Annotated in this window: 24 protein-coding genes, 1 tRNA gene and 1 pseudogene; 22 read left to right on the top strand and 4 right to left on the bottom strand. The window is 35.4% G+C overall.

Annotated features, from left to right (window positions below):
• Nucleotides 1–9: 9 nt before the first annotated feature.
• The gene (gene dnaA / locus HCJ45_RS05660) at nucleotides 10–1365 is read right to left on the bottom strand and encodes a chromosomal replication initiator protein DnaA (RefSeq protein ID WP_012984572.1); all 1356 of its coding nucleotides are present in this window, start codon (nucleotides 1363–1365) and stop codon (nucleotides 10–12) included.
• Nucleotides 1366–1871: 506 nt separating this feature from the next.
• Here dnaA and HCJ45_RS05655 point away from each other — a divergent pair.
• The 8 genes and pseudogenes from HCJ45_RS05655 to HCJ45_RS05620 all read left to right on the top strand — a co-directional run bounded on the left by HCJ45_RS05655 (nucleotide 1872) and on the right by HCJ45_RS05620 (nucleotide 7928).
• Nucleotides 1872–2342, top strand: a complete 471-nt coding sequence (locus tag HCJ45_RS05655) for a hypothetical protein (protein WP_185344304.1) — start codon at nucleotides 1872–1874, stop codon at nucleotides 2340–2342.
• A 167-nt stretch (nucleotides 2343–2509) separates the two neighbouring features.
• Complete coding sequence (gene rpmH, locus HCJ45_RS05650; protein ID WP_003718062.1) at nucleotides 2510–2644, top strand: 50S ribosomal protein L34; 135 nt, start codon at nucleotides 2510–2512, stop codon at nucleotides 2642–2644.
• Nucleotides 2645–2741: 97 nt separating this feature from the next.
• On the top strand, nucleotides 2742–3101 hold the full coding sequence (gene rnpA / locus HCJ45_RS05645; RefSeq protein WP_185344302.1) for a ribonuclease P protein component: 360 nt from the start codon (nucleotides 2742–2744) through the stop codon (nucleotides 3099–3101).
• 40 nt (nucleotides 3102–3141) lie between these two features.
• A complete protein-coding gene (yidC, locus tag HCJ45_RS05640; protein WP_185344300.1) occupies nucleotides 3142–4005 on the top strand; it encodes a membrane protein insertase YidC in 864 nt (287 codons plus the stop codon).
• Nucleotides 4002–4622, top strand: a complete 621-nt coding sequence (gene jag, locus HCJ45_RS05635) for an RNA-binding cell elongation regulator Jag/EloR (RefSeq protein WP_185344298.1) — start codon at nucleotides 4002–4004, stop codon at nucleotides 4620–4622. Before yidC ends, jag begins: the two co-directional genes overlap by 4 nt.
• 54 nt (nucleotides 4623–4676) lie before the next feature.
• Nucleotides 4677–5138 carry an ASCH domain-containing protein gene (locus HCJ45_RS05630; protein WP_185344296.1) on the top strand — a complete coding sequence of 154 codons (462 nt, stop codon included), beginning with the start codon at nucleotides 4677–4679 and terminating at the stop codon, nucleotides 5136–5138.
• A 77-nt stretch (nucleotides 5139–5215) separates the two neighbouring features.
• Nucleotides 5216–5751, top strand: a pseudogene (locus tag HCJ45_RS05625) (GNAT family N-acetyltransferase).
• Nucleotides 5752–5933: 182 nt separating this feature from the next.
• Nucleotides 5934–7928, top strand: coding sequence for a transglutaminase family protein (locus HCJ45_RS05620; RefSeq protein ID WP_185380428.1), 1995 nt, complete (start codon nucleotides 5934–5936; stop codon nucleotides 7926–7928).
• Nucleotides 7929–7983: 55 nt separating this feature from the next.
• Here the strand turns inward: HCJ45_RS05620 and HCJ45_RS05615 are convergent.
• Nucleotides 7984–8056, bottom strand: a tRNA-Val gene (locus HCJ45_RS05615).
• 24 nt (nucleotides 8057–8080) lie between these two features.
• A complete protein-coding gene (locus HCJ45_RS05610) occupies nucleotides 8081–9106 on the bottom strand; it encodes a LacI family DNA-binding transcriptional regulator (protein WP_185380491.1) in 1026 nt (341 codons plus the stop codon).
• Nucleotides 9107–9331: 225 nt separating this feature from the next.
• On the opposite strand from HCJ45_RS05610, the gene HCJ45_RS05605 reads away from it, so the two are divergent.
• The 11 genes from HCJ45_RS05605 to HCJ45_RS05555 all read left to right on the top strand — a co-directional run bounded on the left by HCJ45_RS05605 (nucleotide 9332) and on the right by HCJ45_RS05555 (nucleotide 21495).
• On the top strand, nucleotides 9332–11032 hold the full coding sequence (locus tag HCJ45_RS05605; RefSeq protein WP_185380427.1) for a sugar phosphorylase: 1701 nt from the start codon (nucleotides 9332–9334) through the stop codon (nucleotides 11030–11032).
• Nucleotides 11029–12330 (top strand): ABC transporter substrate-binding protein, encoded by a 1302-nt coding sequence (locus HCJ45_RS05600; protein WP_185344288.1) that lies wholly within the window; start codon nucleotides 11029–11031, stop codon nucleotides 12328–12330. The genes HCJ45_RS05605 and HCJ45_RS05600 overlap by 4 nt, the downstream gene beginning before the upstream one ends.
• 80 nt (nucleotides 12331–12410) lie before the next feature.
• The gene (locus tag HCJ45_RS05595; RefSeq protein WP_185344286.1) at nucleotides 12411–13292 is read left to right on the top strand and encodes a carbohydrate ABC transporter permease; all 882 of its coding nucleotides are present in this window, start codon (nucleotides 12411–12413) and stop codon (nucleotides 13290–13292) included.
• Nucleotides 13279–14130, top strand: coding sequence for a carbohydrate ABC transporter permease (locus HCJ45_RS05590; RefSeq protein WP_185344284.1), 852 nt, complete (start codon nucleotides 13279–13281; stop codon nucleotides 14128–14130). The genes HCJ45_RS05595 and HCJ45_RS05590 overlap by 14 nt, the downstream gene beginning before the upstream one ends.
• An 18-nt stretch (nucleotides 14131–14148) precedes the next feature.
• Nucleotides 14149–15201, top strand: coding sequence for a zinc-dependent alcohol dehydrogenase (locus HCJ45_RS05585; RefSeq protein ID WP_185380426.1), 1053 nt, complete (start codon nucleotides 14149–14151; stop codon nucleotides 15199–15201).
• Between the two features lie 12 nt (nucleotides 15202–15213).
• The gene (locus HCJ45_RS05580; RefSeq protein ID WP_185380425.1) at nucleotides 15214–16008 is read left to right on the top strand and encodes a sugar phosphate isomerase/epimerase family protein; all 795 of its coding nucleotides are present in this window, start codon (nucleotides 15214–15216) and stop codon (nucleotides 16006–16008) included.
• 56 nt (nucleotides 16009–16064) lie between these two features.
• On the top strand, nucleotides 16065–17096 hold the full coding sequence (locus HCJ45_RS05575) for a Gfo/Idh/MocA family protein (RefSeq protein WP_185380424.1): 1032 nt from the start codon (nucleotides 16065–16067) through the stop codon (nucleotides 17094–17096).
• Nucleotides 17093–19270: a glycoside hydrolase family 65 protein gene (locus HCJ45_RS05570; RefSeq protein WP_185380423.1), complete on the top strand. Its 2178-nt coding sequence runs from the start codon at nucleotides 17093–17095 to the stop codon at nucleotides 19268–19270. The genes HCJ45_RS05575 and HCJ45_RS05570 overlap by 4 nt, the downstream gene beginning before the upstream one ends.
• On the top strand, nucleotides 19267–20385 hold the full coding sequence (locus HCJ45_RS05565; RefSeq protein ID WP_185344274.1) for a glycerate kinase: 1119 nt from the start codon (nucleotides 19267–19269) through the stop codon (nucleotides 20383–20385). The genes HCJ45_RS05570 and HCJ45_RS05565 overlap by 4 nt, the downstream gene beginning before the upstream one ends.
• Nucleotides 20385–21047 (top strand): beta-phosphoglucomutase, encoded by a 663-nt coding sequence (gene pgmB / locus HCJ45_RS05560; RefSeq protein ID WP_185344272.1) that lies wholly within the window; start codon nucleotides 20385–20387, stop codon nucleotides 21045–21047. The genes HCJ45_RS05565 and pgmB overlap by 1 nt, the downstream gene beginning before the upstream one ends.
• 127 nt (nucleotides 21048–21174) lie before the next feature.
• Nucleotides 21175–21495 (top strand): thioredoxin family protein, encoded by a 321-nt coding sequence (locus tag HCJ45_RS05555; RefSeq protein WP_185380422.1) that lies wholly within the window; start codon nucleotides 21175–21177, stop codon nucleotides 21493–21495.
• A gap of 58 nt (nucleotides 21496–21553) precedes the next feature.
• Here HCJ45_RS05555 and HCJ45_RS05550 read toward each other — a convergent pair whose 3' ends face one another.
• Nucleotides 21554–22153, bottom strand: a complete 600-nt coding sequence (locus tag HCJ45_RS05550; RefSeq protein ID WP_185380421.1) for a nitroreductase family protein — start codon at nucleotides 22151–22153, stop codon at nucleotides 21554–21556.
• Nucleotides 22154–22345: 192 nt separating this feature from the next.
• Here HCJ45_RS05550 and HCJ45_RS05545 point away from each other — a divergent pair, with 192 nt between their 5' ends.
• The 3 genes from HCJ45_RS05545 (at nucleotide 22346) to HCJ45_RS05535 (ending at nucleotide 24391) form a co-directional block, all read left to right on the top strand.
• The gene (locus tag HCJ45_RS05545) at nucleotides 22346–22699 is read left to right on the top strand and encodes a hypothetical protein (RefSeq protein ID WP_003721123.1); all 354 of its coding nucleotides are present in this window, start codon (nucleotides 22346–22348) and stop codon (nucleotides 22697–22699) included.
• 106 nt (nucleotides 22700–22805) lie between these two features.
• On the top strand, nucleotides 22806–23228 hold the full coding sequence (locus HCJ45_RS05540) for a MarR family winged helix-turn-helix transcriptional regulator (protein WP_038406312.1): 423 nt from the start codon (nucleotides 22806–22808) through the stop codon (nucleotides 23226–23228).
• A 14-nt stretch (nucleotides 23229–23242) separates the two neighbouring features.
• Complete coding sequence (locus HCJ45_RS05535; protein ID WP_185344266.1) at nucleotides 23243–24391, top strand: lmo2826 family MFS transporter; 1149 nt, start codon at nucleotides 23243–23245, stop codon at nucleotides 24389–24391.
• Nucleotides 24392–24660 lie beyond the last annotated feature (269 nt).

Genomic DNA, 24660 nt, shown 5'->3' with positions numbered 1-24660 from the left:
ACAGGTCTATTAAAACATATTTTGTGCTTTTCTTAAATTTTTTTCAATTTCAGCAAGGTCATTTTTCAACACTTGGTCGGTTTTTAGTAGTTGTGATATTTTTTCGTGTGCATGGATGACGGTTGTATGATCGCGCCCTCCAAATTCATCACCAATTTTTGGTAAAGAAGCATCGGTAAGCTCTCTGGAAAGATACATAGCAATTTGGCGCGGGAAAGCAATACTTTTCGTCCGTTTTTTTGCTTTAAAATCTTCCAAACGAACATGGAAATATTCGCCCACTGTTTCTTGTATACCACTAATTGTAATAACTTGTGATTTAGAAGAGGGAATAATATCTTTTAGTGCTTCCGCTGCAAGACCAGCAGTGATGTCTTTATTAACAAGTGAAGAATAAGCAACTACTCGAATAAGTGCGCCTTCTAGCTCGCGAATATTTGAATCAATTTGGTTTGCAATGTAAAGCATGACTTCATTTGGAATATCAAGGCCATCTGCTTTTGCTTTTTTACGCAAAATAGCAATCCGCGTTTCTAAGTCTGGTGGCGTAATATCAGTGATTAAGCCCCATTCAAAGCGAGATCTAAGTCGATCTTCCAATGTTGGAATTTCTTTTGGTGGTCGATCACTGGAGATAATAATTTGTTTTTGTTCATCATAAAGTGTATTAAAAGTATGGAAAAATTCTTCCTGTGTTCCTTCTTTACCAGCTAAAAATTGAATATCATCAATAAGTAAAACATCGACATTACGATATTTTGTACGAAATTCTTCGGTTTTATTATCTCGAATTGAGCTAATAAACTCATTGGTAAATTTTTCACTAGAAAGGTACATTACTTTAGCATTATCTTTATGTTGTTGAACATAGTGACCAACTGCGTGCATTAAATGTGTTTTTCCAAGACCTACTCCTCCATAAATGAAGAGTGGATTATATGCTTTTGCTGGTGCTTCGGCTACGGCAAGTGATGCTGCATGTGCAAACCTATTTCCAGAACCAATGACAAAAGTATCAAAAACATAACGCGGATTAAGCATATGTTTACCAATTTCAATACCATCTTCATCAAGTGCTGGACTCGGTTTTATCACAGTGTATTCAAAGTTCTCTTCCTGCTCCCCATCAATAAAGCGGACATCAAATAAGCGACCAGTTATTTCTTGTAAAATGTTAGCGATAAATTGTGTATAGCTTTTTTCTAGCCAATCGCGAACAAAATTATTGGGCGCTGAAATAATAAACGTGTTACCTTCTAATGAATGAGCCGTTGTTGATTTCATCCATGTATCGTAACTTGGTTTACTCATATTTTTTTTGACAATTTGCAGTGTTTCCTGCCAGATGTCTTCAATTGATTGCACCAGTATCCCCCCTTTGTTATGTAATGTAAATGGATGTTTTAAAGTTATCCACAGATAGAAAAAGCCGTGGATAAGGTTATCCAATGACTGTTAAAAAATTATCCACAAAGCGAAAATGTATTGTGGATAACTTTATTTTTCCCCAGCTAAATTTCTATTCGACAGGAATTATAATATCAGAAAATCACTCTGATAGCAAGGACTTACCAAATTTATCCACAAAATTGTCCAGATGTGAAAAACGGTTGTCCACAGCCAGTTAACTTGTGTATAACTTGTGTGTAAAGAAAACTGTAACGAAATTGTTAGATTTAATTATCCACAAGTCATTGTGTGTAAGTTACCACTTATTGTGTATAAAGTAGCACTCAAATATAGTGTTATCCACAATAAAAAGCCTAAAACAGGTAGTTATCCACACCTTCTAGGAAAAGATTTCATTGTGACAATGTGTTAAACTATGTAACAGAAAAGAAAAAAATGAGAAAAAGATGAGGTTGTGTAAAATGATATTTCAACGACTTTTGAAAACAAGAGATATAGAATTTTATCGTGTCATTCAAAACGACAATATTGAAGATGTATTTGGTTATTTGTTAATTTATGATAAACGCGGGCCAGCCAAAATTGATGATTTTACAGTATTTGCAAGAAGTAATATTGATAAAGAAGCTTTTGCAGTAAATATTAAGAAAAATCATATTCATACAATGTTTTTTCATTTTACAGATCTGGAAGAAGAAAGTGAGATTCCGAAATTCACCAAAGTAATTCGTTTTATAGAAGGGTTATTATCTTTTCAACCAGAAACAAGTCATTATGTAGATAACTATTTAATTGATAAAAAGTTAAAATTTGAATATCCAGCTGAGTTTGAGAAAATAGGGGAGTTTGCAAGGTATTTAGTAGAGGTTTCCGGAAGAAAAATTGTTATTCCGGATACTAGTAGAGAAAAATATCTTTATTTAACACAATAAATTTTGAAAAATAGTGTTTCTCGCTTTAAAAATATGATATGATAATGAGCGGAGTCTAAATAGCAATTCGTCTAAGTAGTATTGACAAAAAAGACTAGTTCACGTACAATATCTAAGACTGTCTAATAGATAAATTCGATTGGACCCTTTTATGGGAGGTGTAATTAATGAAAAGAACATATCAACCAAGTAAACGTAAAAGAAAAAAAGTACATGGTTTCCGTACGCGTATGAGTACTAAAAACGGACGTAGAGTTTTAGCAAGTCGTCGTCGTAAAGGAAGAAAAGTTTTATCTGCGTAGACCACTGAAAACGACTCAGTGGTTTTTTTTTTGAGATAGTAAGAAACGACTGAGTCAAACAGCCTGATATTAAGATATGTTAGAAGATGGAGAATATATGAAAAAAAAATATAGAATTAAAAAAAATGACGATTTTCAAAAAGTATTCCGAAGAGGAAAATCTTTTGCTAACCGTCAATTTGTTGTTTATACTTTAAAGCAAGAAGGCAAGGATCATTTTCGGATTGGTCTATCGGTTAGTAAAAAAATTGGAAACGCTGTCTGTCGCAATAGAATAAAACGTTACATAAGACAATCTTTTCATGAACTAGAAGAGCAGATTAACCCTGAAAATGAATATATTATCATCGCCAGAAAACCGGCGGCCAATATGGATTTTCATGAAGTAAAGAAAAGTTTGATACATGTTTTAAAAGTAGGACGTGTTTTAAAACAAAAAACAAACAATTCAAAATGAGTGGAAATTTGAAAAAGGCGAAATGGGAGGTTACATCAATTTGAAGAAGAAAAAGCGATTCAAACAGAAATTGCTCATCGCAAGTCTGGTAATTGGATTAATGGCTGTACTTTCGGGTTGTGGCTATTCAACGGATCCTATTACAAAAGATTCAACAGGATTTTGGAGTCATTATATTGTCTTTCCATTATCTTGGGTTATTACTTGGTTCTCTGATTTATTTGGGGGAAGTTATGCTGTCGGAATTATCGTTGTTACGATTTTAATTCGACTACTAATCATGCCTTTAATGGTGAAACAACTGAAGAGCCAAAAAGCCATGACCAACTTACAACCAAAAATCAAAGAGTTACAAACGAAATATGCATCTAAAGATAATGAAACAAAACAAAAATTACAACAAGAAACAATGCGTCTATATCAAGAAAATAGCGTAAATCCAATGATGGGTTGTTTACCATTACTAATTCAAATGCCTATTTTATTAGGTTTTTATCAAGCAATTAGTAGAACAGCAGAAATTAAGACAGATACCTTCTTATGGATGCAATTAGGTAGCCCGGATCCGTACTATATTTTACCAATTATCGCAGCATTAACAACCTTTGCATCATCAAAAATTTCAATGATGGGACAAACACAGCAAAATAAATCAATGGCAATGATTATTTACATTATGCCAGTAATGATTCTATTTATGGGTATCACTTTACCATCTGCACTTGCACTTTACTGGATTATCGGTAACATATTCACCGTATTCCAAACACTTTTAATTAATAATCCTTTTAAAAATAAACGCGAACAGGAGGCACTTGCTGCTGCTCAACTAGAAGAAGAACGTTTAAAGAAAAAAGCGGCGAACATGAAAGCTTCCAAAAAAGGAGGTAAGAAAAGAAAGTGAGAGATTTAACAGCACAAGGTTCAACGGTCGAAGAAGCCATTCAAAATGCCCTTACTAGTCTAGAAACGACACGTGATAAAGTGGAAGTAGAGATTCTTGATGAAGGTAAAAAAGGTATTTTCGGAATTGGCTCCAGATTAGCCATGGTAAAAGTAATTGAAAAAGAAGATGGAATTCAAGTAGCAATTGATTATCTTTTAGATGTTGCAACAAAAATGGGCGCTGAAATTACCATTGATGTAGAAGAAGCTGGTAAAGATGTGAAGTTACAAATTAAAGGAGAAAGCTTAGGTATGTTGATTGGGAAACACGGTCAAACACTTAATGCGCTTCAATATTTAACCCAATTAATTGCAAATAAAACTACTAGTCAATACAAAAATATTATTGTTAATGTTGGTGATTACCGAGAACGACGTCATGAAACTTTAGCACTTTTAGCTAATAAAATGGCAGATAAAGCTGTTAAAACGAAGCGTGCGGTTCATTTGGAGCCAATGCCTTCTTTTGAAAGAAAAATAATTCATGCTATTTTAAGTGAAAATGAACAAATTGAAACACATTCTGAAGGTCGAGATCCTTATCGTTATATTGTGATTAAACCCGTAAGAAAATAAAGTTTTAGACTGGGGTTTTCAGGAACCTCGGTCTTTTTTTAGGAGGAAATTTAGGTGGAAAAGTATAAAGATTCAGTAAATAAAATGTGGCAAGACTATCGAGCAAAAAATCGGGAAGTTTCAAATAAATTTGAGGCATGGGCATTTGGAGATTCAGCTGAAATGGCAAATGAACTTGGGGAACTTGTAATGGCGGGCACAAAAACAGGAACTAGCAGCTTGTTTTATTGGTATGACCAAGGTGGAGAAACAATGCCATCTGTTGGTTCTTATGTTGTTATTTTAGATGGCGAAGAAGAGGCGATGGGGATAATAAAACTAGTGGATGTAACAATTATGCCATTTAATGAAGTTTCTGAGAGATTTGCTTATTTAGAAGGTGAAGGGGACAGAACACTTGAATATTGGCGAAAAGTACATACTGATTTTTTCACAAATGAGTCGGTTGAACTTGGAATAGATTTTAACGAAGATGTTCTTGTTGTTTGTGAAGAGTTTGAGGTTGTTTATAAATAAAATGTTTCACGTGAAACATTTTACTTTAGCGATGGGATTTGATAAGCTCTTTTTATTAATTGGTCGGAGGTTATCCTATGGAAAATCGAAAGCAAATGGTAAAAACAGAACGACTTTTTTTAAGTGAAATGACTTTAGCAGATACGGAAATTTTATTTGGTTATTGGTCCGATGATTCAGTGACTAGATATATGAATATTGAGCCTTTCCAAAGTTTACAGCCAGTGGAAGAAATGATACGGATGCTTAGACAGTTAGAAATAGAAGGTAAAGCACTCCGTTGTTTATTATTTTACAAGCAACGGGAGAAATTATTGGTACTTGTGGTTTTAATTATATTGATCATGAGAACCAGCGTGCAGAAATTGCTTATGATTTGGGAATGCGTTTTTGGAAGCATGGTTATGCAACAGAAGCGGTACAATCCTTGATGAAATGGGGAATAGAATCATTTAATTTGCATCGAATGGAAGCAAAAGTGGACCCCCGAAATGAAGCATCCATTAGTTTGCTTGAAAAACTGGGTTTTCAAGAAGAAGGGCTACTTCAAGATTATGAGAAAATTGGGACTGAATACCAAGATGTAAAATTATTTTCTTGGTTAAATAAATAGCCTGAAAAAAGTAATCCTAGTTGAAAGGGATTGCTTTTTTAAAATGTGGCGAAATATTCACTAAAATATCAATAATTCAAGTAAGAAAACTATAAATTTGTCGTTATGTCCTTGTTTATGCCCCTTAATTATTGTTAAAATAAGAAGGTCAAAAGAAAAAATATCATATGAGGAGTCCTACTATGGAAAAAAATTATTATTTTGTGAATTCGGATTTAAGTTCTGATAAAACCAAACAAGAAAATATTGATGCTTGGTTAAAGACGCAACAAACAGATTTTTATCAAGCTCAAATTGCACAAGAACGAGATTATTGTTTTTGGTGTGATATGGTGGAAACAGCAAAACCAAATTCACGAACTAGCTATACATCAATGGCTTATACTTTAAATGATCCCAATATGTTAAATTCGGCAGCAAAATCTAATTTTATTTTAGCGGAAGATGAAGTGCTTTATATTCATACTTTATCTGTTGTTCGTGATGGGAAAGTAATTGATAAATTAAATGATATAAATGTGAAAGTGTTAGATTATGTACGCGATGAAAATCAAGCTAGTTTTAATGATGAAAAGAAAGTGACCGTTTTAATTCGCGATTTGCATTTAAATGATATTTTTATTATTGAAACATCAACCGAGCTGAAATATCAAGAAGATAGCATTCGTAATCAATTTTTCCGTTGGATTTATACGTATCCAAACTCGTACTGGGCGTATGGGAAATACCGTTTTGAGTTAAAAAATGAAACTGGGCAACAATTAGAGGTAAATTACAATTATTTCCGTGATGATGAAGGAAAAATTATAGAAAAAGAGCGAGAAATAGTTGAAAATCAAAAGTCATATGTTATTGAAAAAAATTCTTATATTGGAAAAGATCCAAATGAATTGGAACTTTTACCATTTATTGATTTTACGACACAAAAAACGTATCCAGAAATAACGAAAACTGTTAGTGATTTATATCAAAAATTCTATCAAGTGGATGTAACTGATTTTGCAGCTGATTTCATTGCTGAATTAGATGAATTACCTTCTTTACAACATAAAATCCGACATGCTATCGATTTTGTTCAAAAGGAAGTTTACTATTTATATAATGAAGCGGAAATGGATGGGCATGAACCTCAACCGGCAGAAGTTACTTACAATACGAAACAAGGTGATTGTAAGGCGAAAACCCTCTTATTAAAAGTATTATTAGATTATTTGGGAGTAGATTCAGAGTTTATTTTGGTTAGTTATGATAGAGATATCTTTTTACCTGTCTATGCGCCGTCCCCGTTCAATTTTAACCACGCGATTTTAAAAATTAATTATGAAAATCAAGTTTATTTTGTGGATGCGACAATCAATAATGACCAGGGATTTTTAGAAAACCGTCAGAAAAATAGCTTTATGTATTATTTAGAAATTAAAGAAGGTACGGAATTACAAAAACAAGAGCCATTTCAAGATCAAGTGCCATCTGTGGAAGAAATTGTTCGATGTGATGTCAAAGAAAACAAAGGGTATGTTACTTTTGAAAGAAAGTTACGCGGCAGAATGGCTAATGGCTCGCGTGAAATGTTTAAAAATGACTCAATTAAAGATATTATCAATCGTTATAATTTTGCCACATATAGCAATATGACTTTATACAAAAAATATGAAGAAAATGAGATTGATAAATATTTTAGCGATGAATCAATTAAAATAGTGGAAGATAATAAAGAATTAAATGAGCTTTCAATCATATATAAAGCGACTATTTCTGATCCTTATATTGTAGAAAATAAAAACCGTTTCTTACACTACTGGAATTGGGGTAATTTCATTGATGATGGAGCTGAAAAACATTTCCACAAAGATTTCCCGTACTGGGTGGATCGCAATGTTATTAAAATGGAGATTCATTTGACAACAGATAAGTCTATTGATCAGCAAGAATCATTTACGCGGCAAGAATGTGATATTAATTCTAAGTATCTGCAACATCGCGTTACGAAGAAAATCATGAAAAATGGTGCTTCTACTTATTTGGAGTATAAACCATATCATAACCTCACTATTTCAGGAGAAGTTTTGAAAGACTATGTGAAAGTGAATAAAGAGATTCTTAATAGCAATTGGGGTATTGGAATTGATATTATTGAGGATAGCATTTTTAAGAAAATTGGTAAGTTATTTAAATAAAAAAACCCGCATGATAATTGAATTTTTATCATGCGGGTTTTTTGCTGTTATAAAATGGTCCCGACTGGTCTCGAACCAGCGACCCCCACCATGTCAAGGTGATACTCTCCCAACTGAGCTACAGGACCACAAAGTAAATTCAGAAAATAACATTAGCTATTTATTTTCTGAATAGAGTCACGTTCTATCATTTCTGTTTTAATAATCGTTGTTTTTGGTACGTTTTTATCCTGATGAATAAGGCGGAATAGTAATGTAGTCGCTTTTTTTCCTAATTTATTTATGGGTATATCAATTGATGTAAGTGGCGGTGATAGAAATGATGACGCTACTTTATCATTATAACCGATAACAGAGAGATTTGTAGGAATTTGTAAGTCTCTGTCTGCAGCCATTTTGTAAATACTAAGCACTTTTAAATCATCTGTTGCAAAAACGGCGGTTGGTTTATCAGACCCTTCCATTAAGCGTAGTGCGGCGCTGTAACTGTCTTCAATACTATAACCACTATCAATAATCCAGTCATTACGAAGATCTAATTGATGATCAAAAAGACAACTGCGGAAACCAGCAAGGCGATCAATAGAAACATGATAGTTGAGCGGTGCATGAATACAAGCAATTTTTTTATGTCCTTGATTAATTAAATGTTTGGTTAGTGCATAGCTGTCACCAAAATTGTCGGTATCAACAGAGTAGATATTTTTATAACTCCCTTCTACTTTTCCAGTAACAACGATAGGAATGTTATAAGGATCTAATTGATGAAAAAAATCTTCGTCAGCGGGGGAACTAAGCATTATGATACCTTTAATCATTTTTTCTTGGATTTTAGAAAGGCATTTTTTAAGTTCATCTTCGCTATTTTTAGCTGTTTGAAGGATTAAATCAAAATTTTCCAACTCAGCTTGAGTGGAAATGGATTGAATTATTTCTGAAAAGAAAGGATTCCCAGTAGTTGTAGTAGTAGAGCGATTTGAAATAACCATAATAGCATCAAATCCAGAAGAAGTAAGGGCACGTGCCAATTTACTTGGTTGATAATTAAGTTCATCAATAGCTTCTAGTACTTTTCTTCGTGATTCTTTGGAAATGTTCGCTTGATTATTTAGTACTCTTGATACCGTTGATTTTGAAACTCCCGCGTGTTTTGCTATATCATAAATGGTTGCTGCCAAGGTCATCTTCCTTTCTCTATTTATCGTTCCGGTATCGGTTCCGGTCATTATTATCCCTGTTTATCTTACTCAATTTTTAAGAAAAAGTCCAACTAGAGGCTATAGTGCTTTCAAAACACTTCTATATCAACATATCAAAAAAACAATTTAAAATTGTGTTTGACAGAAAGCGCTTTCCATACTATAATTCTTTTTGTGGGAGCGCTCCCGGTTAGGAGGTATATAATGACAAATTTAAGAAAACGCCTTTCGCGATTATATCCGGAAGATGTGGTGGACAGTTTAGCAGTAAGAATCGAAGCGCGAGTAAATGAAACGAAAGAACAAAAGTTAACACGTAAAAACAAGTGGGATGAGAAAGATATTGTTTTAATTACATATGGAGACCAGTTTCAGGAAGAATCAAAAAAAACATTAACAAGTTTTAAGAAAATGTATGATGGTTATTTAAAATCTGTTTTTGAGTTAGTTCATTTTTTGCCATTTTACCCATACTCGTCGGATGATGGATTTTCAGTGATTGATTATAAGCAGGTAAATCCTAAACTTGGTGATTGGTCGGATATTCGTGAAATGGAAAAATCAGCGCGATTAATGTTTGATTTTGTTTGTAATCACATGTCAGCGAAAAGCGACTGGTTTAAGCGATATTTGGCAGATGATCCTGAATTTGCGAACTTTTTCGTGGAGATGGATCCAAAAACAGACCTTAGTTCGGTAACTCGGCCACGTGCCACGCCTGTACTTACTCCATTTAAGTTTGCATCTGGGGAAGAGAAGTACATTTGGACGACTTTTAGTGAAGATCAGATTGATTTAAATTTTGCAAATCCAGAAGTACTTTATAAGATGGTTGATGTGTTGTTGTTTTATTTGGAGCAGGGAGCAGAATATGTGCGGCTTGATGCAGTTGGTTTTATGTGGAAAGTGCCTGGAACTAGCTCGATTCATTTAGAAGAAACGCATGAAATTGTGAAATTATTTAGAGATTTGGTAGATATGGCGGCTCCCGGGACAATTATTATTACGGAAACCAATGTGCCACATGTAGATAATATTAGCTATTTTGGAAACGAAGAAAAAGAAGCGCACATGGTTTACCAATTTCCACTTCCGCCACTAGTATTACATGGGATTCATCATGGCAATGCAGAATTTTTAAGTAATTGGGCTAGAGAATTGGAATTGCCAGAGGGTAAGCGAACATTCTTTAATTTCCTTGCTTCTCATGATGGTATTGGTCTAAATCCAGTTCGCGGAATTATACCAGAAGCAGAAATTTTGGCATTAGTGAATGATCTTGAACAAGAAGGTGCATTAGTTTCATATAAACAGAATCCGGATGGTTCTAAAAGTCCTTATGAAATAAATGTGACATATATGGATGCGCTAAGTAAACAAACTGATAGTGATGCAACTAGATTACATCGTTTTGTAGTGGCACATGCAATATTAATGGCAATACCAGGTGTTCCAGCTGTTTATATTCAAAGTATTTTAGGTAGTAGAAATGATACTGCTGGAGCTTTAAAAACAGGTCAAAATCGTTCCATTAATAGAAAAAAATATGATTTAGCTGAAATTACAGCTGAATTAGAAGAGAATGGCTCTTTACGAAAAGAGACTTATGAAGCATTAACAAAACTGATTAATGTACGAAAAATGGAATCACTTTTCCATCCAGAAATTGAGATGGAAGTTATCGATTCTCCTGCAGAGTTGTTTGTTATCAAAAGATCGGCAGGAACAGAATCTCTTATATTGATTCATAATTTATCTGAGAAGGAAGTAGATTACTCACTAGACAGCGGCGTTTATACAAATATCTATACAAACTCCACTATAACTGGGAGCGATTCCATAAAACTTAGTGGCTACGAATTCTGCTGGCTAAAAACCAAAAATTACAGGGAGGAACAAAAATGAAGAAAAAGAGTCTTGGATTACTTGTTGTTGTGTTGGTTCTAAGTGCGATACTCGCTGCATGTGGAGGGAAAAGTTCTAGCGGTAGTAGTAGCGGTGAAGTAACGATTGAATTTATGCATTCATCTGTTGAAAAAGAACGTTTAGATGTTATTAAAAAATTAATTGCTGATTTTGAAAAAGAAAATCCAAAAATTAAAGTAAAACAAATTCCAGTAGAGGAAGATGCTTTTAATACAAAAGTAGTAACGCTTGCTCGTTCTGGTAAACTTCCAGCAGTAATGGAAGTAAGTCAAGATTTTGCTAAAGTAATGGATAAAGATGAACTAATTGATCAAGATGCAGTAAAAGATGTTATTAAATCCGTGGGAGAAGATAACTACTATGAAGGCGCAACTAACCTAGTTCGCTCTGAAGATGGTGACAGCTATATTGCAGTTCCTCTAAGTGGTTGGATTCAAGGTATTTGGTATAACAAAAAAGCACTTAGTGATGCTGGATTTGAAGAACCTAAAAGCTGGGCTGATGTTGAAAAAGTAGCAAAAAAATTCACAAACAAAGCAGATAAAAAATATGGCATTGCAATTCCAACTGCCGAAAGCACAATTAGTGAGCAAGCATTTTCACAGTTCGCCCTTTCTAACAAAGCAAACGTTTTAGATAAAAAAGGCGATATAACTATTGATACACCAGAAATGAAAGAAGCTTTGCAATACTATAAAGATCTATCAGCTTATACAATGCCCGGCTCTAATGACGTAACAGAAATTAAGGACGCGTTTATGAATGGAACGGTTCCAATGGCAATGTATTCTACGTATATTCTTCCGTCAGTCTATGAAGAAGGAGATCCATCTAATATTGGATTCGCCATTCCAGAAGAAAAAGAGAAAGCAGTTTATGGAACAGTTTCTGGCTTAACTATCTCAGCTGGTTTAGATGATGAACAGAAGAAAGCAACAAAGAAATTTATTGAATATCTATCAGAACCAAAAAATATGACAACTTGGGTACTTATGTCTCCAGGTGGCGCTCAACCAGTAAATAAAGAAGTAGTAGAACAAAAAGCTTACAAAGAAAATGAAGTAATTAAATCGTTTGGAGATCTTCCGAATGAAATTGCAGCTTCTTTCAATGACATCCAAGTTTTTGGGCTTGTTGACGGTAAAAACTTCACGAAAATGGGAGATATTACTAGTTCAGGAATTATTGCCCAAATGGTTAATAATGTAACTGTTGGCGGCGGGGATGTTTCAGATGATCTAAAAGCTGCGCAGAAAAAAGCCGAAGAAGGTAATTAATAAAATAGCGGGGAGAATATAGGTTTCTCCCCGTCTTTTTTGACAGTCTAGTACGTCGCTTTTTGATTTAAGGAGGCATTATGAAAACGAAAGTATATAAAAGATCAGACTTTAAGTTAGCAATGATTTTACTCGCACCAAGTTTTGTTTTACTGGCGGCACTGGTTTTATACCCGATGATTTCTAATATCCATATCAGTTTTTTAGATATGCCGCTTAACCCGAATATTAAATCAATCTTTATTGGTTTACAAAATTATATCGACATTTTAAAAGACCCAGAGTTTTATAAATCATTAGGATTGACAATAGCGTATACAGCGCTTGTAGTAGTCGGAAGCACTGGGATGGGACTGCTTGTGGCGATATTCTTTAACCGTGAATTTAGGTTTAGAAAGACAGCTCGATCGCTAATTATTTTATCTTATGTAACACCATCTATTTCCCTGATTTTTGCATGGAAATATATGTTTAACAATGGATATGGCGTGATTAATTTTATGACAGTGGACGTACTTCATCTATTTAAAGAAGCACCACTATGGTTTGATAATCCAGTTTCTAGTTTCTTTTTAGTAACATTTTTTGCGATATGGCGTTATTTTCCTTATGCATTTATTTCGTTTTTGGCAATTTTGCAAACGGTCGATAAGTCGCTTTATGAGGCGGCTGATATGGACGGAGCGAACATTTGGGATAAATTCAAAATCGTTACTTTGCCAGCAATTATGCCGGTTTTAGCAACAGTTATTACGCTTCGGGCGATTTGGATGTTCTATATGTTTACCGATGTATACTTACTCACGAATAAAGTAAATATCCTTGGAGTTTATTTATATAAAACAGCATTCGCATTCAATGATTTAGGAAAAGCAGCAGCGATTTCTGTGATATTATTTGTCATTATTTTTGTTGTGATTATTTTTGCAAGAAAGCGGGTGGATTTGAATGGCAGTAAGTAGTAAAAAGTCAAAAAGAACAAAGAAAATCGCCTTTTATGTGACGATGGTTGCATTTTTATGTATTACCTTGTTCCCATTTTTGATTATGTTAATGACTTCTTTTAAAAGCAGCAAAGAGGCCATTTCGACACATCCAACATTTTTTCCAAAGGATTTCACTTTCCAACACTATATAGATATTTTTAACCCGGATATTTTTCCGTTTGTAACCTATTTTAAAAACAGTTTAATCGTTTCGGTTTTTGCAGCCGGAATTGCGGTTGTTTTAGGGATTTTAGGCGCGTATGCCCTTTCAAAATTACGCTTTAAAGGGCGAATTACGATTAATGCAAGTTTTTATACAGTTTATATGTTTTCAGGGATTTTATTAATTGTTCCTTTATTTAAAATTATTTCAAGTTTAGGTTTATATGATACGGAAACAGCTTTAATTATCACGATGGTTGTACAAACACTTCCAACAGCAGTATTTATGTTGAAAAGTTATTTTGATACAATTCCAACTGATATTGAAGAAGCTGCAATGATGGACGGGCTGAACCGATTCCAGATAATTTTGCGGATTATTGTACCGCTAGCGATTTCAGGTATTGTATCAGTGTTTGTATATTGCTTTATGGTTGCTTGGAATGACTATCTGTTTGCTTCGATATTCTTATCAAGCTCAGAGAAATTCACATTACCAATTGGACTTAACACACTCTTTAGTACACCAGACTACATTTGGGGTAGAATGATGGCGGCATCGCTTGTTACGGCGCTACCAGTTGTTATTATGTACGCAATTTCAGAAAGATTTATTAAAGGAAACTTAACTGATGGCGGAGTTAAAGGATAAGAAAGGAAGTTTATATAAATGAAAAAATTAGTTGCAACTGCACCGCGCGTGGCAGAATTAGTAGAGTATTTTGACCGGGAAGTTTTAGAAGATGAAGTAAAAATTAAAGTGCAATTCGCTTCTCCAAAACATGGAACAGAAGTAGTGGATTTCCGTGGAATTAGTCCTTTTATTGATGAAGAGTTTTCACCAGAATGGAATCTATTTGTTCCACGTGAAACAAATAGCGCACGAGGTATTGTCTTTGGCGAGTTCCAGCTTGGAAATATGGTTGTTGGTGAAATCACGGAACTTGGTAGTAAAGTGACGGAATATGAGCTTGGCGATATTGTTTGTTCTTACGGGCCAATTATGGAAACAGTAATTGTGAAGGCTGTCGATAATTATAAACTACGCAAAATGCCAAAAGGTGCTAATTGGAAAAATGCAGTTTGTTATGATCCGGCCCAATTTGCAATGAGCGGTGTACGTGATGCCCATGTTCGTGCGGGTGATTATGTTGTCGTTGTGGGGCTAGGAGCAATCGGGCAAATTGCGATTCAACTAGCAAAGAAAGCTGGAGCAAGTATTGTTATTGGCGTAGACCCACTTAGCCATCGCCGTGAAATTGCAGAGAAACACGGTGCAGACGCTACTTTTGATCCGATTAATACAGATGTTGGTCTAGAAGTAAAACGACTTACTGGTAAACTTGGTGCAGATTCTATTATTGAAACAAGTGGTAATTCTGCGGCACTTCAAGCAGCACTTCGCGGGATTGCTTATGGTGGGACGATTTCCTATGTCGCTTTTGCGAAACCTTTCCCAGATGGCTTTAATCTTGGTCGTGAAGCACATTTCAATAATGCAAAAATTGTCTTTTCACGTGCAGCAAGTGAACCTAACCCTGATTATCCGCGTTGGGACCGCAAGCGAATTGAAGAAACTTGTTGGGAACTGCTTATGAATGGTTACTTAGATTGTAGTGATTTAATTGATCCGGTAGTTCCATTTGCTGAATCAGCGGAAAGTTATATGAAATACGTGGATAGAGAACCCGATTTAAGTATTAAAATGGGGATTACCTTATAAGGAGCGATAAAAATGAAATTAGGAACACAAAATCAAGCGTTTTTTCCTGAAAATATAGAAGAAAAATTTGCTTATATAAAAGAAATGGGTTTTGAAGGATTTGAAATTGACGGTAAATTACTTGTTGAAAATTTGGAAGAAGTCAAAGCGGCAATTAAGAAAACCGGATTACCTGTTTCAACAGCGTGTGGCGGCTATGATGGTTGGATTGGTGACTTTATTGAAGAACGCCGATTGAATGGTTTGGAAGAAATTAAAACGATTCTTGAAGCTTTGCAAGAGGTTGGCGGTCAAGGGATTGTTGTTCCAGCAGCGTGGGGGATGTTCACATATCGATTGCCACCAATGACTTCACCTCGATCTCAAGCAGGTGATTTTAAAGCAGTAAGTGAATCGCTTATGTACTTGGATAAAATTGCTTTAGAAACAGGGACAAAAGTTTATCTTGAACCACTTAATCGCTATCAAGATCATATGATTAATTTACTAAGTGATGCGCAGAAATATATTGATACAAACAACTTGAAGCATGTTGAAATCATTGCTGATTTTTATCATATGAATATTGAGGAAGACAGCATACCAGGAGCGCTTCGTACCTATAAAGATTCGATAGGGCACATTCATGTTGCAGATAATCATCGCTATCAACCAGGAAGCGGTAGCCTTGATTTTAAAACAAGTTTTGATCAATTGAAAAAGAACGGCTATAACGGATTTTTAACTTTTGAATGTCGAGTTCGTAGTGAGAATCCTGAGCAAGCTTATAAAGATGCATTAGCGCACTTAAAAAACTGTTTAATTTAAAATAGAAAATCCGCCCCAATTGAAGCGGGCGGATTTTTCTAAAAGGAGTTTCGGATATGAAAAAAAGAGTGGCAATTATAGGAGCAGGACAAGTTGCAGAGAAGGTTCATGCGGCATATTATCAAACAAGAGATGAGCTAGAACTAGTTGCTGTTTGCGACCCAAGTAAAGAACGAGCAGCAGAATTTCAAGTGAAAAACGGCTTTCAAAGTTATTATGCTACCGCAGAAGAAATGTTTGCTGCTGAACGATTAGATATTGTTAGTGTTTGTACGCCAAATCGGTTTCATTTTGATAATGTGATGTTGGCACTTGCGCATGGGGCAGCAGTTATGTGTGAAAAGCCACCCGCAATGAGTGCATCGGAAGCTAAAGCAATGTGGGATTTAGCAGAGCAGAAAAAAACTATTTTGGCCTATGATTTTCATCACCGTTTTTCAAGTGAAGCACGGTTTTTAAAGCAAAACGCGGCTCTTTTTGGAGAAATTTATTGTGTAAAAGCAACTGCGCTTAGACGTTCAGGGGTACCGGGATGGGGCACATTCACAAATAAAGAGATGCAAGGCGGCGGACCGTTGATTGATATGGGAATTCATATGCTCGATGCGGCGATGTTTGTACTTGGATTTCCAAAAGTAAAAAAAGTTACGGCAAAAAGTTTCCAAAAAATTGGCACGAAAAAAAGCCAGGGCACATTTGGTTCATGGGATCCAACGAAGTATACAGTGGAAGATGCTTTATTTGGCTTTATTGAGCTGGAAAATGGTGGATTAATCGAGTTAGATACTTCTTTTGCTTTACATATTAAGCCGGAGAGCATTTTAAATGTAGATTTCTTTGGGGATTTGGCAGGAGGAAGTTTATATCCAGCTGAGATTTATACGGATAATGCAGGTGAGTTCCAGCTGTTAGAGCAACTTGGAGCACTTGAAGAGAATAAGCATGAAAATAGTATGAAGGCTTTTGTTGATAGCGTGCTCGGTTTGTCAGATGAACAACTTGCGGGTGCAGAACAAGGTTATAGAATTCAAAAAATTGTTGAAAGTTTATACGAATCGGCAGAAAAAGGTGAGAGTGTTTTTTTATGAAGAAAATAATCGAGAAGGAATTTGCAGTAGATTATCTAAATAAATATGGAAGCCAAATGACTATAGGGAATGGTTATTTGGGTATTCGCGGAGCATTGGAGGAAGACTATCCAGAGCAAGTTCGCGGGATGTATGTAGCAGGAATTTACAATCGACCAAGCGGATCAACAAGTTCTGAACTAGTGAACTTACCAGATATTATGCGGTTTCAGTTGACACTTGACGACGAGGTTTTCTCCATGCAAGCGGGAATAGTTCACCATTATGAACGTTATTTAGATATGAATACAGGAGAATTAGTCAGAAAAATTACTTGGGAAAATAGCGCACATAAAAAATATCAGATTAATTTTCGACGATTTGTTTCCAAAGTAGCGAAACACCTCATTGCAGCTAAAGTTGAAATTACCCCTTTAACGGATAATGCGGTAGTGAAAGTGCGAACTGGAATTGATGCGCAACAAACAAATTTTGGCACACAACAGTTAGCAGAGTTGAGCATGCGGATTTTTGATGAAGAATTGATGGTTGGCGAATATGAGACGATAGAAAGTAAGCAACAAATTGTTGTGGCAACTAAAGTAAGTGCTAAAGGGATCTTCACTGCTAAAAACCGCCAGTTGATGACGGAAGTAAAACAACATGTGATGGCCAATGAAACATTTACTTTGGAAAAAATAAGTTCGGTTAATACAACACTTGGTAAATTGGATGAAGAAATTCCGAGTACCACTTATCATGAACTAAAAATGGCTTCAGATATAGCTTGGAACGATTTTTGGCAATCTGCTGGAGTTCAAGTGGACAGTGTAAATGTAGTGGATCAATTTGCGCTGGATTTTGCTACCTATCATTTAGAGATTATGACACCAAAAGATGACATTCGTTGTAGTGTCGGGGCGAAGGGGCTAACTGGAGAAGGTTATAAAGGTCATGTGTTCTGGGATACAGAAATATTTATTCTACCATTTTTCTTATATAATCAACCGAAAACTGCGAAACAATTGCTTCAATATCGTTATTTACATTTAAAAGAAGCAAAAGAAAAAGCAATTAAAAACGGCTACAAAGGAGCACTTTATCCATGGGAAAGCGCATTTTCTGGGGAAGAAGAAACGCCAGAATTTGCAGCAATTAATATTCGGACGGGAACACGCCAAAAGGTGGCTTCAGCAATTTCAGAGCATCATTTAGTAGCGGATATTGCCTTTGCAGTGTGTGAATATGAAGCAACAACAAAAGATGAGCAATTTATGCAAAATTATGGGGTCGAGATGCTCTTAGAAACAGCTGAATTTTGGATAAGTCGGGCTGTTAATCGTAATGGGCGCCTGGAAATACTCGATGTTATTGGACCGGATGAATACACAGAGCATATCGATAATAATACGTATACTAATTACATGGCGTACTATAATGTGAAAAAAGCTATGGACTGGAATAAAGCAAATAAAAACTTCCAAAAACGTGCGGAAGCGTTTTTAGCAAACTTGTATTTGCCAGTGGCGAGTGATACGGGGATAATTCCGCAAGATGATACATTTCTTCAAAAAGATTGGATAAATTTGGATAAATATAAGAAAAATCAAGGTACACAAGGAATTTTACTGGACTATTCTCGGCAAGAAGTGAATGAATTGCAAATCTTGAAGCAGGCTGATTTGGTCATGTTATTTTATCTTTTTCCAACAATTTTTAATATGGAAACAATGAAGAAAAATTTAGATTTTTATGAAAAGCGGACAATTCATGATTCTTCATTAAGTAAAGCAATCCATGCAATAGTAGCAAATCGGATAGGCGATAGACAGCAGGCATATCAATTTTTCCAAGAGGCGTGTTTAATTGATCTTGGGCCAGAACCACATTCATCAGATGACGGACTCCACGCTGCCTCCCTTGGTGCTATTTGGCTGGCTGTGATTTTTGGATTTGCAGGTATTGATACAAGCGCTGAAATACTCCAAATTACGCCGAAATTACCAGATGCATGGAAATCGGTAGCCTTTGAATTTATCTGGAAAGGTGAAAAAATTAGTTTTAAAATTACATCAGAAACACTAGAACTTTCAAAAGCGACTAAAAGCGTGCTAGAATTAATTATCCTAGGGGAAAAGCAGCTATTAACGGATAAATTAATTATTAACTTTGAACAAAAGGAGGTGTCTTTATGAAAATCGTTATCGCACCGGACTCTTTTAAAGAAAGTTTGACGGCGCAGGAGGTAGCAGAGTATATTAAAGAGGGCTTTCAAGAAGTTTATCCTGATGCAGATTATCATTTACTTCCAATTGGTGATGGTGGAGAAGGGACGTTAGCGATTTTAAGCGAGGCTTTCTTGGCAACAAAAATGAAAGTCAATGTTTCTGGTCCATTTGGAGATATTCTCCCGGCAGAAATTGCTTTTACTGATGGAAATAAAACCGCACTTATTGAAATGGCTGAAACTTGTGGTTTACATTTAGTTCCTTTAAGTCAAAGAAACCCGCTCCAAGTCAGTACTAGAGGAGTAGGTGAATTAATTCTCTATGCTATCCAAAAAGGCGCAACAGAGATTATTATTGGCATTGGTGGAAGCGCTTCAAATGATGGCGGAATTGGCATGGCAAGTGCGCTTGGCTATGAATTTCTGGATAAAGATGGGCAAAAGCTACAACCAATTGGCGCCAACCTAGCGAAAGTTGCAACAATCAACGCCAGAAACGTTCCAGCTGAGTTGCAAAACATCACCATTAATGTAGTTACTGATGTTGAAAACCCGTTATGTGGGGAAAAGGGAGCTACATTTGTTTTTGGTCCTCAAAAAGGTTTACCGAAATCTGATTTAGTAGAAGTGGATGCAGCAATGGCGCATTTTTATCAGCTGGCAAATCCAATGATGCTCACTATGCCTCGTGCTGGCGCTGGTGGCGGAATTGGCGCTGGTCTCATGACATTTTTACAAGCAAATTTACTCTCTGGAATCGATTTTGTTATTGAAGCTCTTCAAATGCAAGCGGTTTGTGAAGATGCTGATTTAGTTATCGTCGGGGAAGGAAAAATGGACGGGCAGACTGCGGAAGGAAAAGCACCAGTAGGCGTAGCAAAACAAGTGACATTAGGAACACCCGTTATTGCAATTTGTGGAAGCGTAGGGACAGGTTTAGATGCTGTTTATAAAGCTGGAATTACTGCTATTTTCCCATCTATTGCAGAACCAGCAACATTAGAAGAAATACTAAAAGAAACCCCTAATAATTTAAGAAGAACCGCGCGAAATGTGGCGGCAGTTTGGAAAGGAAGAGTTTAATGACAATAGCTTTAAAAGGAGTATTATTTGATTTAGATGGTGTTATCACAGATACTGCACATTATCATTACCTTGCTTGGAAAAAAACAGCAGAGAGTATTGGGATTGAATTTGATGAAGCATTTAATGAGAATTTAAAGGGAGTGAGTAGAATGGATTCGCTGCTACTCATTTTAAAGAAAGATAACCGTGAAAATGACTTTACAAAAGAAGAGCTCGAAACACTTGCTGCTGATAAAAATGAATTCTATGTTAGTTTACTTCAAGAAATTTCACCTGCAGATGTGCTACCAGGGATTAAAGAGTTGATTGCAGAACTAAAAATGCAAAACTTAAAATGTGCAATTGCTTCTGTATCTAAAAACGCACGTACAGTTTTAAGTGCATTAGGAATGGAACAAGATTTTGACTATATTGTTGATGCAGCAAAGATCACTAAATCAAAACCAAATCCTGAAATCTTTATTGAAGCAACTCGTGGGTTAGGACTTACTCCATCAGAAGTTGTTGGGATTGAAGATGCTCAAGCAGGAATTGAAGCAATAAATGCAGCAAATATTGTTAGTGTAGGTGTTGGTTCGGGTCTTCGTAATGCAGATATGACTGTAAAACACACTGGTTTGCTTGATTTACGTATTTTAGAAATATTACATAGCAAATAAAATGTTTCACGTGAAACATTTTAAATATGTCAAAAAATGAACAAAAAGCAAGATATATAGTTATTCTAGAACCCTTTACTTGACCATAATACAACTTTGGAATATTCTGAATGTGAGGTGGATATGAATGGCGATTATTTTTGCAAAAGAAGAGGATTTGGAAGAGATTGTTAGTAGCCATCCTAAAATATTGCTTAATTTTTGGGCAGAATGGTGTGCTCCTTGCCGTTGTTTTTGGCCTACACTTGAGCAGTTTTCTGAGGTGGAAGAAGGTAACATTCAAGTTGTAAAGATTAATGTAGATAGAGAACGAGCGTTAGCACAACAATTTGATGTAAAAGGAATACCTAATTCACTCGTTCTAGTGGATGGAGAAATCAAAGGTGCTATTGCTGGCATTGTTAGCTGTGAAGAGCTAAGAAGTAGATTTCGAAGTCTAGCAAAATAAAAATTCCGCGATACCAGTTAATGGTCGCGGAATTTTTTTGTTTCACGTGAAACATTTATTATTTGAAAACGCGGAAACGTTCTGCATCATCAATAAATTCTTTTTCCCCAGCTTCTTGAACGATATTACCAAACGGCATTTGAGCGCGTAAGTTCCAGCTTGCAGGAATATCCCATTCAGCTTTAACAGCATCGTCAATTAGAGGGTTATAATGTTGAAGAGAAGCACCAATACCAGCATTTGCAAGAGCAACCCATACAGAGTGTTGTGCAATACCTGTAGATTGTTCAGCCCAAACTGGGAAGTTATCTGCATATAAAGCAAAGTTTTCTTGTAAACCTTCAATAACAGCATTATCTTCAAAGAAAAGAACTGTTCCGTATCCAGCGCGGAAAGAACCAACTTTTTCAGCAGTTGATGCAAAGTTTTCGGCAGGAACGATAGCGCGCAAAGTATCTTCTACAATGTCCCAAAGTTTATTGTGGTTTTCTCCTAAAAGAATAACCGCACGTGAACTTTGAGAATTGAAAGAAGAAGGGCTATATTTTACAGCATCTTTAACGATTTCTTCAATTTTGGAATCTTCTAATGAAACGTTTTTGTCTAGTGCATAAATGGAACGACGAACTTTAATGGAATCTAAAAATGTATTAGTCATAAAAATAAAACTCCTTTGTTAATGTTATTTACTTACATAAGTATAGCAACTATTTATTAATTTGCAAGTATTTTTGTCGAAAATATTTTATGTAAGCGCTAAACCAGTTGCGACGCTTATTAAAAAACTTTTGAGTAAAATAATTGCTTTTTAGAACGTTTGTTCGTATAATAAATGTAAGAGGTGATTATTATGGTTACAGCCATTCGTAAAGAACAATTACCAATACAAAAGAATGCCGCATTTTTAACAAGTCGGCCAGAAGTAGATTATTTAGAACGAGAAAGTTTCTTTATCACATTAAATGATGCGAAAAAAAGAGCATGGCTTGTCCGACTAACCTATTTTCATGAAGCAGATGTTTCTTCTTTAAAGCTTGCATCTTTTGAATATCCTGCTGCATTTTTAGGTTTAGGAGAAATAGAAAAACTCGATTTGGTGCCAATAGAAATAGATATGTTAACAGAAGAAGTTATTTTAGAGGATGTAGTTGGGCGAGAGCATATTATTGAGTTTAGAGACATTCTTGCTGTGGAGCTATTATAGAAGGACAGTCATAAAAAAATGGTTGTTCTTCTTGCAATGTTGTAGATAATTATGTATAATAGTTGTTATGACAATTATTGTTATGACAATAGAAAAGAGGATAGAGATGCGCGGATACTATGACGAGGTTTCTTTTAGTGTAAATACTACGGCAAAGAAAATGCATTTATTTTTGATGAGAGCAATTGCAAGCTATGATGTAACACCAGAACAATGGTCTGTTTTGGAAGGAATTGAAGCTAATGAGCCAATTTCGCAAAAAGAGATAGCACTTTGGACGAAGAAAGATACACCAACCGTGAATCGGATTGTAGATGTACTCCTTAGGAAGGAACTTATTGTCCGAGAGGTAAGTACAGAAGACAGACGAATCTCGCTTTTGTCATTAACAGAAAAAGGGCGAATAGAAACGAATGAGCTGCGAGACATTGTGGAAGCTAGTTGTGAAAAAATATTTGCAGGCATTCCACAGAAAGATGTGGAGCAACTAACAGCTATTTTGAAAAGCGTTTCTGCTAATTTAGAGTAAAGAAGGAATATAATTTGGAAAACAAGACAAAACTTTGGACGAAGGACTATATATTTTTATTAATTGGAAGTGTAATGCTTTATATTGGGTTTATGGTTTTTATGCCCACATTACCTGCACGAATAATTGAACTTGGTGGAACTCAAATGGAAGCAAGCCTTGCAGTAGGGCTTTTTTCAGTTGTTGCATTGTTTATGCGTGCGATTGCAGGAAGTTGGAACGATAAATTTGGACCGAAAAAATTAATTATTATCGGATTTTTGATATTAATACTAACTACAGTGAATTTTTACTGGTCGACAGCGGTTGCCGCATTGCTAATATTGCGACTTTTCCATGGGGCTGGTTGGGGGATTGGAACAACGTCGATTGCGACTGGTGTTTCAAAGTTAGTACCACCTAGCAGAACAGGGGAAGGTATTGGTTTTTATGGGCTTACGACGGCACTTGGTATGTCGCTCGCACCGATTATTGCTATTTTAATTATGAATTACTTTTCTTTTAATGTACTTGTGACTTTTTCGCTTGTGTTGATGGTAATTATTTTGTTATTAATGATGCAATTAAAACTTCCAAAATCCGAAAATGTGGTTCATCAAAAAATGAAACTATTTGAAAAAACGGCTTTGCTACCTGCTGGACTTTGTTTACTTATGGCGATTCCGCTTGGTGGTATTCAAACATTTATGATGGTTTATGGTACAGAAATTGGTATTACTACAACTTGGGTTTATTTTATTGGACAAGCAATTATGGTACTTGTCAGCCGTATGTTTGCAGGAAGTCTATATGATACAAAGGGACACCGTTTTGTTATTATTCCGGGAGCGATTTCAATGATTGTGGGGATCTTAGTTCTTTCCTTTGCAACCGGAGCAATTAGTTTATTTATTGCTTCACTATTTTTTGGTTTAGGGTATGGGATGGCGCAACCGGCACTTCAAGCACTTGCTGTTGACCGAGCTGCACCACATAACAAAGGAACGGCAAATGGAACTTTTCTTTCAGGTATGGATATTGGCATGGCTGTCGGGAGTTTTGGTCTTAGTATTGTAGCTACTTATTATACCTATGCGATTATGTATCGAACTGCAATTATTGCGCTAGTAGTATTTTTTATAGTGTATTGGTTTACTTTAGGGAAAAAAGCACATAATAGCTAACATCTTTTGTGAACTGTTTTTCAAAAAAAGAAAGAGTGAGAATGGCTTTAAACAGCTGTTACTCACTCTTTTTTTATGTCAGAATCTTTAAACATCACATTTATTTAGAGTTTTAGTATAAATTTTCTGAAAAACAGTACTATTTCTGCTATAATATACAAAAGTACAAAAGGCAGTGTTTTCTTTTAAGTGCTGAAAAATCCGAATATTGTGTGGAATATCACAGATTCGCTTTTTTATTTCTTAAGAATAGAACTTCGAAAAAGCAA

It is taken from the genome of Listeria immobilis (assembly GCF_014322845.1).
Lineage (GTDB): Bacteria > Bacillota > Bacilli > Lactobacillales > Listeriaceae > Listeria > Listeria immobilis.
This window is presented reverse-complemented; position numbering and strand designations above follow the sequence as displayed.

Coding starts and splice junctions, on each gene's coding strand:
- HCJ45_RS05600 (WP_185344288.1), top strand. CDS start 11,029: ATGAAGAAAAAGAGTCTTGGATTACTTGTTGTTGTGTTGGTTCTAAGT.
- HCJ45_RS05555 (WP_185380422.1), top strand. CDS start 21,175: ATGGCGATTATTTTTGCAAAAGAAGAGGATTTGGAAGAGATTGTTAGT.
- HCJ45_RS05655 (WP_185344304.1), top strand. CDS start 1,872: ATGATATTTCAACGACTTTTGAAAACAAGAGATATAGAATTTTATCGT.
- HCJ45_RS05585 (WP_185380426.1), top strand. CDS start 14,149: ATGAAAAAATTAGTTGCAACTGCACCGCGCGTGGCAGAATTAGTAGAG.
- HCJ45_RS05605 (WP_185380427.1), top strand. CDS start 9,332: ATGACAAATTTAAGAAAACGCCTTTCGCGATTATATCCGGAAGATGTG.
- HCJ45_RS05545 (WP_003721123.1), top strand. CDS start 22,346: ATGGTTACAGCCATTCGTAAAGAACAATTACCAATACAAAAGAATGCC.
- HCJ45_RS05575 (WP_185380424.1), top strand. CDS start 16,065: ATGAAAAAAAGAGTGGCAATTATAGGAGCAGGACAAGTTGCAGAGAAG.
- rpmH (WP_003718062.1), top strand. CDS start 2,510: ATGAAAAGAACATATCAACCAAGTAAACGTAAAAGAAAAAAAGTACAT.
- HCJ45_RS05570 (WP_185380423.1), top strand. CDS start 17,093: ATGAAGAAAATAATCGAGAAGGAATTTGCAGTAGATTATCTAAATAAA.
- HCJ45_RS05540 (WP_038406312.1), top strand. CDS start 22,806: ATGCGCGGATACTATGACGAGGTTTCTTTTAGTGTAAATACTACGGCA.
- HCJ45_RS05595 (WP_185344286.1), top strand. CDS start 12,411: ATGAAAACGAAAGTATATAAAAGATCAGACTTTAAGTTAGCAATGATT.
- rnpA (WP_185344302.1), top strand. CDS start 2,742: ATGAAAAAAAAATATAGAATTAAAAAAAATGACGATTTTCAAAAAGTA.
- HCJ45_RS05550 (WP_185380421.1), bottom strand. CDS start 22,153: ATGACTAATACATTTTTAGATTCCATTAAAGTTCGTCGTTCCATTTAT.
- HCJ45_RS05620 (WP_185380428.1), top strand. CDS start 5,934: ATGGAAAAAAATTATTATTTTGTGAATTCGGATTTAAGTTCTGATAAA.
- HCJ45_RS05565 (WP_185344274.1), top strand. CDS start 19,267: ATGAAAATCGTTATCGCACCGGACTCTTTTAAAGAAAGTTTGACGGCG.
- HCJ45_RS05590 (WP_185344284.1), top strand. CDS start 13,279: ATGGCAGTAAGTAGTAAAAAGTCAAAAAGAACAAAGAAAATCGCCTTT.
- pgmB (WP_185344272.1), top strand. CDS start 20,385: ATGACAATAGCTTTAAAAGGAGTATTATTTGATTTAGATGGTGTTATC.
- HCJ45_RS05580 (WP_185380425.1), top strand. CDS start 15,214: ATGAAATTAGGAACACAAAATCAAGCGTTTTTTCCTGAAAATATAGAA.